Source organism: Tunturiibacter empetritectus (assembly GCF_014201375.1).
Classification (GTDB): domain Bacteria; phylum Acidobacteriota; class Terriglobia; order Terriglobales; family Acidobacteriaceae; genus Edaphobacter; species Edaphobacter lichenicola_D.
Window position 1 is genome coordinate 633450 of record NZ_JACHDZ010000002.1, and the last position, 12799, is coordinate 646248.

7 protein-coding genes are annotated in these 12799 nt (G+C 58.4%); 3 read left to right on the plus strand and 4 right to left on the minus strand.

What is annotated here, in order from left to right:
- Positions 1 to 27: 27 nt before the first annotated feature.
- On the minus strand, positions 28 to 1278 hold the full coding sequence (locus HDF10_RS08660) for an MFS transporter (protein ID WP_183812453.1): 1251 nt from the start codon (positions 1276 to 1278) through the stop codon (positions 28 to 30).
- Between the two features lie 151 nt (positions 1279 to 1429).
- Positions 1430 to 4873: a TonB-dependent receptor gene (locus HDF10_RS08665; RefSeq protein WP_183812455.1), complete on the minus strand. Its 3444-nt coding sequence runs from the start codon at positions 4871 to 4873 to the stop codon at positions 1430 to 1432.
- A 282-nt stretch (positions 4874 to 5155) separates the two neighbouring features.
- Here HDF10_RS08665 and HDF10_RS08670 point away from each other — a divergent pair, with 282 nt between their 5' ends.
- Positions 5156 to 7150: a winged helix-turn-helix domain-containing protein gene (locus HDF10_RS08670; protein ID WP_183812457.1), complete on the plus strand. Its 1995-nt coding sequence runs from the start codon at positions 5156 to 5158 to the stop codon at positions 7148 to 7150.
- Positions 7151 to 7203: 53 nt separating this feature from the next.
- Here the strand turns inward: HDF10_RS08670 and HDF10_RS08675 are convergent, their stop codons facing one another.
- A complete protein-coding gene (locus HDF10_RS08675) occupies positions 7204 to 8514 on the minus strand; it encodes a hypothetical protein (protein WP_183812459.1) in 1311 nt (436 codons plus the stop codon).
- A 199-nt stretch (positions 8515 to 8713) separates the two neighbouring features.
- Here HDF10_RS08675 and HDF10_RS08680 point away from each other — a divergent pair, with 199 nt between their 5' ends.
- Positions 8714 to 9181, plus strand: coding sequence for a hypothetical protein (locus HDF10_RS08680; protein WP_183812461.1), 468 nt, complete (start codon positions 8714 to 8716; stop codon positions 9179 to 9181).
- Positions 9182 to 9223: 42 nt separating this feature from the next.
- On the opposite strand, the gene HDF10_RS08685 is transcribed toward HDF10_RS08680, so the two are convergent.
- Positions 9224 to 10069 carry a hypothetical protein gene (locus HDF10_RS08685; RefSeq protein ID WP_183812463.1) on the minus strand — a complete coding sequence of 282 codons (846 nt, stop codon included), beginning with the start codon at positions 10067 to 10069 and terminating at the stop codon, positions 9224 to 9226.
- A gap of 117 nt (positions 10070 to 10186) precedes the next feature.
- Here HDF10_RS08685 and HDF10_RS08690 point away from each other — a divergent pair, with 117 nt between their 5' ends.
- Positions 10187 to 12751 carry a TonB-dependent receptor gene (locus HDF10_RS08690; protein ID WP_183812466.1) on the plus strand — a complete coding sequence of 855 codons (2565 nt, stop codon included), beginning with the start codon at positions 10187 to 10189 and terminating at the stop codon, positions 12749 to 12751.
- The last annotated feature ends 48 nt before the right edge of the window (positions 12752 to 12799 follow it).

Below are 12799 nucleotides of genomic sequence, written 5' to 3' on the forward strand. Positions count from 1 at the left end.
AATGGTTTTTGACAGCGTAGAGGCCGATCAACCGGCCTTGGATCGAAAGCTTCTTCCACGTCTCTCCGGCCCCAGTGCAAAGATGAACAGCAGCATCACAATCACCACAACTTCAAAGATCGTAAGTGCTAAAGGATACCCCAGGTGATCGCGCAGGAGAAACTCGATCGACACCGCAGGCGACGCGATCAGCACCCCAAGCTGATACACGAAGCCCGGAAACAGGCTGCGCACCGAATCCGGTGAGAGTTCGTTCAGGTGTGCCGGGATCACCCCAAAGGCTCCCTGCACCCCGGTCTGCATCAGGTACGATCCAACCACAAGCGTCAGAATCGTTCCGCCGAAGGCCCATGCAGGAATCGCCGCAAGGCTCAACACCAGCGCCATCATAATCGCATATCGCCTTCCCACTCTTTCGGAGATGTATCCAAAGAAGACCGCCCCCGTGATGGCCCCAATGTTATAGATAATCGGAATCCCATACAGCGGCTTCATGCCCAGCACCAGAGAGCTCCCGATAGAGGGAACACTCTTCAGAAAGTCAGGGTAAAGATCCTGTGTCCCATGCGACAGACAAGACATCACCACCATCACCAGCAGCAGGTACGAGAAACTCCCCATGTGCTGAAAGAGAGTCTTGAAGATCGTCGTAACCGAGCCCATACGGTGCAGCTTCCATGCCTCAGACTCCGGCGACAGCGTGGTCAGGACGACGATCACCGCCGCCATCAAGGTCCCCACCAGGAACATAGCGTGCCAACCCAGACGCGGCATGATCGTCAACATCCCCACCGCGGCCAGAAGATATCCGAACGGATAGCCTCCCTGCATCATGCCGGAGAGAAGACCCCGCAACTTTCTTGGCGCATTCTCCATCGCGAACGAAGCCCCGATACCCCAATAACCGCCCATTCCAATCCCATACAGAGCTCGCATCACGACAAAGAATCCGTAGTTAGGAGAGAAGCCGCTCAAAACCGTGACAATCGAAAAGTAGACGACGCACAGCATCAACGGCTTCTTACGTCCAAACCGATCAGCCAGTGCTCCAAAGATCAGGGCGCCGACCGGACGCATCGCCAGGGTGATCGAGATCGTGAAGACAATGGCTCTCTTCTCCACTTGAAAGTGGCTCGCCAGAGTGTCGAAGAGAAAGACGATGACAAAAAAGTCGAAAGCGTCCAGTACCCAGCCGAGAAGACCAGAGGCCACCGCGAACTGCCAGCCGGGCGTGTTCTGCTCCTCTTGTAAACCAGTCAATTCATCTTCAATATGCATGCAAGGCCCTCGCTGGCATGGATGTTGCAGGCATCTGCAGTACCCCAGCAGACTTCTGAGCTAAAACTGCGTTTACTCTTCGCAGAAGGTGGGGAGAAAAAGCTAGACGAGCAAAGCGCGATGGCGTCTGCTGCCCGCCATCGCGCTTCGGTTAGAAGACAAACTTCGCTCCAAGTTGAATCTGCCGCGATGTCGACGAGGTCTGATTGAGAGCAGTGGGAAGAGAACTGCCGTCAAAGTCGTAGACAGAGTTGTTTTGGCCGAAGGTGTTCAGGAAGCCTGGCGAAAGATAGTTAGTGTGGTTGAGGATGTTGAAGAACTCCGCCCGGAACTGCACGTTGAAAGCGTCCGATATGCGCGGCACCTTGGTGTTCTTGAAGAGAGAAAAATCTACCGTCGTCAGGTGCGGACCATAGAAGCTGTTGCGTCCGGAGTTGCCGACAACGTTAGAGCAGAATTGACGTCCCGAAGGAGCCGCAGGTCCGGTGTAGCCGGCCGGATTTGGATTGGTCGGCGTGGGTGCGGGCGGCGGCAGGAAAGAGTTAGGCGCACATCCCAGAGGATTCGCCGCACTCGCGGTGCCAAGCGACAGCGGCGCCGTCGGTGGCGTAAAGCAATTCGTATTGATGTAGGCCAATCCCTTCCCCCCGGTGGGCTTGCAACCAGGAAGCAAGTCCGCAAAGTCCATGGAGTAGTCGCCGTTGAAGCCCGTGCCCAGCGGATCATTTCCTCCTCCCACCGTCACCGTGAAAGGTGCGCCCGTCTCCGCGGTAACGATGCTCCCAACCTCCCAACCGTGGACTGCGACGTTCGCAAACGAAGAAGAGAAGTTCGGCGCTGGAATCTCCCAGATAAAGTTGCCACTCAACACCTGTCTGATGTCGAAGTCGCAAGCCCCAACCCTCGCCTGCTTGAAGGACAGAAGAGGAACAGCGATCGAATTCAAATAAGTGTCACCCGTAACCGGAGATGAGCTAAGGTCGCGGCATTTGCTGAAGGTGTAAGACAGCTGCCCCTGAATGCCGTGATCCAGCGTTCGCTTCAGTTGAGATTGGAACGCCTCATAACTAGCCGCCCCATCGAACAGCACAGGACGAATCCCAGCGCCGCCGCCCCAGTTGGAGTCGACCCGTGTGCCCGTCTGGGTGTCCGCACAAGTGTGGGTTCCGGTAAGCGAAGATGGGTCACAGGGGAAGACGATACCGGCTCCGCTAACCACCGTCCCTGGCACAAGATTGACATCGTCCGCTGCCGCTGACAGGTGGAGCGAGCGAGAGCCCACATAGCCGAGGGTCACCATGAAACCCTCCCCCAGGTCTCGCTGAACGTTGAGGTTCCAGTTATAAACAGCTGCGCGCTTCGGGTGGATGTCGATATAACGATTTCGAATCTTCTGACGATTGAAGTTAACGTTCCCGTCGATGACTCCTGTTCCCAGCATTGCGTTCGGATCGGTGCCAATAATCTGGAAGGGAGCGGTCGCAGCCGTGTTCAACCCAAACTCATAAGGCAGAGGAAGCACGTCGAAGATCCCGAAGGCACCCCGCACAGCGGTCTTTCCATCGTGAAACGGATCCCAGGAAAATCCCACGCGCGGTTCGAAGTTTTTGGTCGTCGGGTTCGACGAGATGGGACTGTCCACGCCCACCGGTCCGCATGCCGTGCTGCTGGCCCCGCAGTTGACCAGCGTCGTAATCTCCTGGAAGCCCGCGGCTGCCACCGTGTAACCATTCACCGTATAGCCGGGGACTTTATTCGCATCGGTCGGTTTGGTCGTCGCCTCGTAACGCAGCCCCAGGTTCAGAGTGAAGTTCTTACTCACCGTCCAGTCATCCTGAACATAGCCCGCGAAGAGACTCTCACGCAGGCCCACCTCGGTCGACCCGCCCGGAGCAAGCGCATTCAACTGATCGGCTTGATTGCTCAAAAACTTCGCAAGACTGGAGTAGGTATTCATTCTTCCATTCGGACTAAGCTGCTCGAGAACGTTGTACCGCATCCGCTCAAACCCGAAGCCCAGCTTGATCGAGTGCGTGCCCTTCGTCAGGAACGCGTCGTCATAGATCTGACCCGAAGTCCACGCATGGTTGAACTTATTAAATCCATTGAGCCCATAAGCCGTCGTAAGACCGGCGACCGGCAGTTGCGGCGGAGCCTTCGACCCCGGCGCAATCGCAAGCGCAGCATCCGTCGCCACAGCGTTGCCGGAGACGGGGTCATTGATCTTGCCAATAATCCGGCTGACCCCGCCTCGCACCGTATTGGCAAACGACGGACTGAAGACGTGGGTCTCTTCCGCGGTATAGAGCTGCCTCCGGGAGAAGACACTGTGCACCGCATTATTCAGCGGATCGGCCTGAGTCTGCGGCCCCGAATCGAAGAAATAAGTCGCATCGAGATTGTCCCGGTTCGAGATCTTCTGATCGAAGCGGGTGATGACATAGTTCTCCGACGCATGCGTAGGCGTTGACACATTGATCGATTGAATCCCCTTCAGGTCGGGTGCGCCCGCAGGAGCAACCGGCCACAACGCAAGGTAAGGAACAATCGCAGGCACTGCGGCCGCTCTCGAGGCAGCGTCCGGAACATGGATCGTACCCGAGCTCGACTGGCTCTGCCGAATCCCTTCGTAGTCCACGAAGATAAAAGAATGGTCTTTGAAGATCGGCGCGCCCGCGGAGCCGCCAAACTGTATGCGGCGGAACGGCGGAATCTTAGGACCATCAAAGTAGTTGCGGGCATCGAAGATGCTATCGCGATCGAAGAAGTACGCCGTCCCATGAATCTCGTTCGTGCCCGACTTCGTAATCGCATTGATCACTGCACCAGAGGTACGCCCATACTCCGCCGTATAGTTGGCCGTCAGCACGGAGAACTCGCCGATCCCGTCAACGCCAAGGTTCACCCCTGTTGCCCCGCCCGGTGCCGCGTTCGAGTAGTCATTGGTCACCATGCCGTTCACCCGATAAGTATTTTCGTTGGCACGATGACCGCCATCGCTCAGCTGATTGCCAAACCCACGATTTCCCTTGTTGGCGCTAAATCCGGTCGTCGCCTGATTCGGAATGCTGACAACCCCCGGCTCCAGCGTCGCCAGCGAGGTCCAGTCTCGACCGTTCAGCGGCAGCTCCCGCACCGTCCTCGAATCCACGGTCGCGCTCAGCCCGGACGACGAGGATTGAATCGACGGCGGAATCGTCGTCACAATCACCGTCTGCGAGACCTTGCCGACAGACAGCTTTCCATCGTAGGTCTGTTGCGCGCCAACGGTCAGCACCAGCCCCTTTTGCAGCACTGTGCTGAACCCGTTCGCCTCGACCTTGACGTTATAGTTCCCCGGAAGAAGATTCGGGATGACATAGAACCCGGCATCGTTGGTCGTGGCGGATCGGCTCGACCCGTTCGATATATTTTGCGCAGTCACCAGTGCTCCGGCCACCACGGCGCCTGAGTTGTCAGAGATCTCCCCCGAAAGTGTCGCACCCGATACCTGTCCCGCTGCCGGCTTCGCAAAAACTGCACACGCGAGTAGCGCACTCAACGTGCCAACCAGTAAACGTGACCCAAGCTTTCTAAAGTCGATTCCAACCGTCATAGCGCCTCCAACTGCCTCAGTGAGAAAATATTTTTTCTGTGCTCGTGGCACAGTTCAGGGCTCTGCAAGTGCGTGAATATTGAACCCTGGCCATCACGCAGGCAATAGCTTGCGTATCAGTTACGAAACATTTGGAGATAACGCTACTACTCTTTTGAAATGAAGGAGTTTCGGCGACGGGTAACAGCCCGCAGTCCGCGCCTTTCCAATTGACACGACACAGAACGGGGGCTTATAGTTCGACGCTATCGTCAAGTTGTAACAAATGCGGGCTTATCTCTCATGATCTCGGAGCAAGTAGAAGCACCCTTCCGCATCGTCCGATTTGGCCTCTTCGAGGTCGATCTTGAAGCCTGCGAGCTTCGAAAGAAGGGCCTGCGCATTAAGCTTCAGGATCAACCGCTCCATATTTTAAGAGTGCTCATCGAGCGGCCCGGCGAGATCGTAAGCCGCGAAGAGCTGCGTCATCGACTCTGGCAGCCAGACACCTTCGTCGACTTCGACCACAGCCTCAACACCGCGATGATGCGGCTCAGAGAGGTTCTCGGCGACTCCTCCGAGAATCCCCGCTTCATCGAGACCGTCCCGCGGAAGGGATACCGGTTCGTCGCCCCGGTCCACCACGTCAGACCCGACACCGCAGCAGGTTCCGTCGTCACTCAGGACGTGAATCACGCTGGTCTTCCGCCGGGCAACGAATCGAAGGACCTCTATCCGATCGCCAGTGACGAGACCCCCGCTCCTGCCACCTGGGTCAGGAAAAACTTTCAGATCTCGTTGTTTCATGCGCTAGCTCTTGTCGTGGCTCTGGTTCTATTGACAGCGATCGTCTCGTCGATCTTCTTCAAACTCCGCTCCAACGGCATCTTTTCGAACGCCTCATCCAAGCCCATCACGTCTCTGGTCGTGCTACCGATGGAGAATCTCTCAGGTGATAAGAGCCAGGAGTACTTCGCCGACGGCATGACCGACGAGCTCATCGCAAGCCTGGCAAGAATCAGTTCCATCAGGGTGCTCTCTCGAACAACGGCGATGGAGTACAAAGACTCGCATGAGTCGCTGGGAAAGATCGCACGTGACCTCGGCGTCGATGCAGTCGTCGAAGGCACCGTTCTTCGCTCCGGCGATCGTGTCAGGATCACCGCAGAGCTCATTCAAGTCTCCACCGATAGGCATCTCTGGGCCGACACCTACGAGAGCCCCCTCGATGACGTGCTCACCCTGCAAAACCGCGTAGCTTCGGCAATCGTGGATCAGATCCGCATCCAACTCACCTCGCAGGATAAGACTCGCCTCGCCAGCCGGCGTCTCGTCAAGCCCGACGCGTATGAAGACTTCCTGAAAGGATTGTTCTACTGGAACAAGCGATCCAGGGAAGATCTCCTCAAAGCCATCGACTACTTTCAATCGGCCACCGTCAAAGACCCGCAGTACGCCCTGGCCTACGCTGGTCTGGCCGATTGCTATGGCATTCTCGGCGCAGCCATCGTAGGCACTGTTCCCACGATTGACGTCGCACCCAAGGCTGAAGCCGCTGCCATGAAGGCCGTCGAGCTCGACGACTCTCTCGCCGAGACCCAGACCGCCCTCGCAACCGTCCAGTTCAACTACAAGTGGGACTGGAAGGCCGCCGAAAGAGGCTTTCGCAGGGCCATCGAGTTGAACCCCAACTACGCGACCGCTCATCAGCGATACTCCCTCTACCTCACCGCAATGGGACGCCGCAGCGAAAGCCTGCAGGAGATGGAGCGCGCCCGCTCCCTTGACCCGCTCTCCGTCAGTATGAACTTCAGCCTCGGATGGCGACTCTACATGGCGCGTGAGTACGATCGAGCCCTCGTGCAGTTGAACGATGCCATCGAAATGGATCCATCCTTCGTCCTTCCCCATATCGTGCTTGGACAGACCTACGAGCAGATGGGAGACTACACGAAGGCGATCGCCGAGCTGGAGAAGACTGCAATCATGTCGCACCGGAGCACCCCGGTCATCGCAGCTCTCGGGCATGTCTACGCCGTCGCAGGCAGACCCGCTGAAGCTCATAAGATTCTCGAGGAGCTCCAGTCCGAGTCACGCACTGGCTACGTCTCTCCTTTTTACATCGCCCTCGTCTACGCAGGGTTGAAGGATGAGAGTCGCACCATGGAGTGGCTCGAGAGAGCCTACGCCGATCGCTCCAACAGCATGGTCTTCACCGACGTCGATCCCCGATTCGATAGCCTGAGAAGCAACCCGAAGTTTCAAAACCTTCTTCAGCGAATGAACTTCGTCAACTAACCATCTTCACGAACCCTAAACCTCGTCACGGACTAGCTGACTCGCTCCTGCCCCTAAAGCTTCGGAGACGGCAGTACCGTCGAGTTGCGTGGAGTCGTCTGCAATACCAGGCGAGTATCGCGAGCGAAAGTTACGTCCCGTCCGCGCTTGATCCACCGCTCATAGATCGAAATCGCCGCTCCATAGTAGCCGATCCCTGCAGCGACATTTCGCTGCTGCAAAGCCGTTCCGATGATAAAGCCGATAACGCCAAGGCTGTTGGAGGCAACTGCGTCTTTGCCAAATCCGCCGCCCGCTCCCTGGCCTTTGTCTACATCGAGTGGCCGCGCAGCCAGCACCAGCAGCGTGAAGGGAACCAGAAGTTTATCCTGCGGCTTTGGCTTCACCTGTCCCTCTGAATCGAGCGCAAGCTTGTCCGGTGCGGCCGAATCGGCTCCGGTAAGCGACGCCTGAACATTTTGCGTCACGCCGGTCGGAAGAATCAGCTTCTTAAAGTCGAAGTGTAGCGTTCCGCTGCGACCGAAGCTGCGGGCAGGCTTCGCCTCGGTCACCGCTCCGACGATGGTGGCGCCTTCGGGCACGGCGATCGTGTGGTCCGGGTTGTAGATAGGTTCCGCCACCGTAGCCTTGATCGCCTCACCGGACTTCGAGGTAGCAGAGCTCAGCGGGTCCCTGAGATAAGCCTGGATGATCCACGTCTTGCTGTCCGTCTCTGGCGGCGCAGGGGGCACCGCGACGGGCTGCGCCTTTGCCACCACGTCCACAACCGTCTGCGAAAGAGACAGTGGCTCGGAGCTTTCAACCGTCCAGGCCGTCTTCTTTTCAATCCGCTGAGGGTGATACGGAAGCTGCGTATAAAGAAACTGCTTTAGGCGGTCGCCCTTCTCCGGCCCCGTCACAATCGCAAGCTTGTCCTTCAGAATCTGGACACCATTGTCCCACTGCTGATGGACGAAGCCCCCTTTACGTGGCGGCGGCGCAACCAGACGATAGATCGGCGCACCATCGGTGGCGACACCGGTCACAAGAGGGACCGTCGTCCCATCCGCCAGCGTGACGCTCGTAAAGCGAACCACAGGAGTTCGAAACGGAGTAAAGTCTCCACGAAGCCGAGCGCTAACCCGGCGCGAGTGGTTCGCGTGCAGACTTACGACAGTACCGGAGACAACGGTCTTTGCTGGAAGTACCTCGGTGTTGTCAACATAAATCGGGTAGATTAGCTCTGCGCTTATCGCCTGGCCGACCCGCATGGGAAGATGATCTTCAATCTGGACCGGGAAGGGTGTACCTGCGGGAACGGTAAAGCTTTGAGCTGTGCAGATACTGGCGAAAAACGCCATGGAACACAAGGGGAGTCTTCGCAAATCCATACTCCATGATGAACTTCGAAACTTAACTGAACATTAAGACGTACGGATCGCAAAGACGTTGGGGTCAAAGAGACGTGGGATCAAAGGCGCAGCCAGGGCTCCTCAAATTGTCCGCAGTGATTCCAACCTTCATGCCCATTTAAGAATTGGGTGGCATCCTGTCTGTGGTCTTCGAAGACCGCAGGAGCAAGCCATGAAAAAAGATCTGTCACTCTTGACCACCGCGCTTCTGATAAGCAGCTCCTCCTTGGTCGGGTTTGGACAGGAGAAAACGTTGAGCCGCTCGCAGCTTCCACCCGCCGTCGAGAAGACCGTTCAGATCCACTCCCAGGGAGCCACCATCAAAAGATTCGTGACGGAACGGGAAAACGGAAAGACAGTCTACGAAGCCGAGATGATGGTGGACGGCCACACAAAAGACATCCAGATCGCAAAGGATGGAACTCTCAACGAGATCGAAGAAGAAGTCGCCATAGACTCTCTTCCTCCCGAAGTTCAAGCAGCATTGCGAAAAAAAGCAGCAGGTGCAGACATCACCAAGGTGGAATCCTTAACCAAACAAGGCACACTCGTCGCCTACGAAGCAGCAACCCTGAAGAGACATCAAAAAAGCGAAGTTCAAGTCGGCCCGACAGGAAAGCGACTCGTCCATCCTGAATAACCCACTCAAGTGAGTGTCCCTGGGAGTGACAACAAACACGCTCTACTTTAGAAGAAGAGCCACCGCTTGCGAGAGGGAGATGTCCAAAGGTAGCGGCTGAAAGTCACGATGGATTGAATGCTGACGTCGGCCTATCGTTTTAAAAAAGGCGATGCGTCCGTCGATCTTAACGTCGAGCAGCGTAGTCTTCCAGACACCGGGCCCGACGAGATCGCGTGTAGTCGCGAAGTTCGTCCCCCGATGAATGGTGCCCAGCAAACCGTATCCAAACGAAACGTCGTCGTCGAGGGCGCCGCTGAGTTGATGCAGTCTCCGGGATCGGCTGTCAGCGATCAGCGTTCCACTCATGCCATGGAGCGCCCGCTCCTCGAAGGTCTGCGGAACGTAGTTCGGGTTGGGCTTGTAGTTGATGCGAAGCCAGGTCCCCTCGCGACCGCCATCCTCGAACACGAAAGCCCGAGGCAGCAGATCGATCATCTGCCGTGCGCGGTTCTCGTCGCTCTGCTGCTCCTGCCTGCTGTTGCGAAGAGAAGTCGGATCGGCCGCAATCGACCTGATCCGTGCGATCTCCTCCGCGCGCCGGCTGGCAGAGAGCGGATGACCATCCTCCGCAATCAGGTATCGCAGCCTCCCCTCCCAGATATCCGCGACACGTTCTGTCCACACATGGCCCTTCGTCCGGTCCGAGGTCTCGATCGAAGTGTAGAGAAACGGCGGCCGCTGCGAGGAAGCCTCTCGCTCTGCGCTGACAACCGACCTCACCACATTCGAAAGACTTTCGTTGCTCTGCGCCCGCAAGCTCGTGCCATAGAATCCCAGCCCAACACTCAGTACCGAGAAGAGAAAAGCCCGGTTGAGTCGATAAAGGGAGCCGCGGGCATCTGCCATGAAGAAGAGCTTACAAATCGGGGATTAAGTGGACCTTAAGAAAAGCTCTGACGTCCTCGAACTCACCTCAAGAAACCCGTTCAGCAATCCTTAAGGTCCACTCACTAACATAGAGAGATGTCGCCGCGTCATCTGCTCGTTTTTCTGCTGCTCACGCTCTCCTGCTCTTCCTTTGCGCAGACTCTGCTCTCTGTCCGCGGTTCTATCCTCGATCCCACAGGCGCAGCCATCCCCGGCGCCGCCGTGCAACTCGAAACCACCTCTGGCACTCTCGCCGCCCAATCCACATCCGACGACCGAGGAAACTTCACCCTCAGCAACCTCTCCCCCGGCACCTACTCCCTCAGCGTCCCCGCCTACTCCGGCTTCGCCCCACACGCCGCCCCGCTCCACATCACCACCAGCATCTCCAACGTAAAGATCACCCTCTTTACCCAGTCCGTCAATCAGGAGGTCAACGTTGGCGACACCGACCAGTCCCTCTCCACCGACCCCTCCGCCAACAAAGACACCGTCGCAGTCTCGGGCGACGACCTCCGCAAACTCCCCGTCTTCGATCAGGACATCGTCGCCACCCTCACTCCCTTCCTCGACTCCTCCGCAGGCTCCTCCGGCGGCACCACCATCATCGTCGACGGCGTCGAGATGAAGTCCGTCGGCGTCTCTGCCTCCGCCATCCAGGAGGTCCGCATCAACAACGACCCCTACTCCGCCGAGTTCACCCGCCCCGGTCGCGGCCGCATCGAGATCACCACCAAGCCCGGCTCCCCCACCTTTCACGGGGAGGCCAACTTCATCTTTCGCGACGCCGTCTTCAACGCAAAAAATTACTTCTCTCCCGTCCGCCCGCCCGAGGCACGCCGCATCTACGAAGGCCACCTCGGCGGCCCCATCGGACGCGGAGGACACACCAGCTTCATCGCCTCCGCTTCCTACCGCCAGCAGAACACCGCCTCCGTCGTCAACGCCATCGGCCCCAGTGGCCCCATCAGCGAGAACGTCCTCACCCCCAACCGCAACTCGCAGTACTCCATGCGCCTCACCCACGACTTCTCCCCCGCCCATCGCCTCTCCATCGGCTACAACTTCGAGAGCTCCTCCAGCACCAACGCCGGCGTCGGCGGCATCACCCTCCCCGAGGCCGGCTACAACCTCAACTCCCGCGAAGACGACGCCATCTTCAACGATCGCCTTATCCTCACTCCCAATCTCATCAACCAGCTCCTCGTCACCTTCGAAAAGGATGAGGACGTCACCAAATCCGTCACCGACGCCCCATCCCTCCAGGTCAGCGGCTCCTTCATCGGCGGCGGCGCGCAGGCCGACATCGCCCGCACCGAAAACACCATCCACGTCAACGAAATCCTCACCTGGAGCCACGGCAGGCACTACGTCCGCGTTGGCGTGCAACTTCCGCAGTTCAGCCGCCGCGCCGTCGACGACCACACCAACCGCCTCGGCACCGCAAAATTCGCCTCCCTCGACAACTACGCCGCCAACACGCCCTACGTCTTCACCGCGCAGCAGGGCATCGGCCGCGGCCTCTACTGGATCAACGAGCTCGGCTCCTTCATTCAGGATCAGGTCAAACTCACGCCCCATCTCCAGGCCTCACTCGGCCTCCGCTACGACTGGCAGACCTTCCTCCACGACAACAACAACCTTTCCCCGCGCCTCTCCCTCGCCTACGCCCCCGGCAAAGGCAAGACCATCTTCCGCACCGGCACAGGCATCTTCTACGACCGCACCGGCGGCGACTTTCCCTCCACCGTCGTCCTCCACAACGGCGTCGTCCTCCACTCCATCCAGATCCAGAATCCCACCTACCCCATCCCGCCCGGCTTCGACTACAGCACCATCCCCACCAACCTCGTCCGCTTCGCCCCCCACGGCCGCACGCCCTACGCCATCCAGTACAGCTTCGGCGTCGAACGCCAGATCCACAAGTCCGTCACCCTCACCGCAGCCTATCGTGGCCAGGTCGGAGTAAAGTCCTTCCGCTCCCGCGACGCCAACGCGCCAATCCTCCCGCCCGACCCCAACCTCTCCGCCAACTACCCGCGCCCCAATCTCAACTACGGCCAGATTCAGCAAGTCGAATCCGGCGGCCGCAATCTCCTCAACGCCCTTGACCTCTCCTTCCGCGGACAGGCCGGACGCTGGTTCTCCGGTCAGGCCCAGTACACCCTCTCCCGCTTCGACAACAACACGGGAGGCATCAACGCCTTCCCGCAAAATCAGTACAACCCCAACGACGAGTGGGGTCGCGCCGATCTCGATCGTCGTCAGCGCTTCAACCTCGTAGGCAACATCAATCCCGACCACTGGCTCTCGCTCGGCGTCATCGCCACCCTCTACACCGGCACGCCCTACACCGAGACCACCGGCAACGACAACTTCCACACCGGCCTCGGCAACGCCCGTCCCGCAGGCGTCGGACGCAACACCCTTCAGGCCGGCGGCGTCGCCTCGCTCGACCTCCTCTACGACCACGACTTCCGTCTCACCAAAGAAAAGGGAGACAAGGCCAAGTTTCTCTCTGCCGGCATCTCCGCCTTCAACGTCCTCAACCGCACCAACTACACCAGCTACATCGGCTCTCTCAGCTCCTCACTCTTCGAGCACCCCACCGCCGCCCTCGCAGGCCGCCAGCTACAGTTCTCCCTCGGCTACCGTTTCTAACCCAAAGCCCGCCGTTGCTGTTTCCGCTGCCGTTGCCACTGCCGCTGC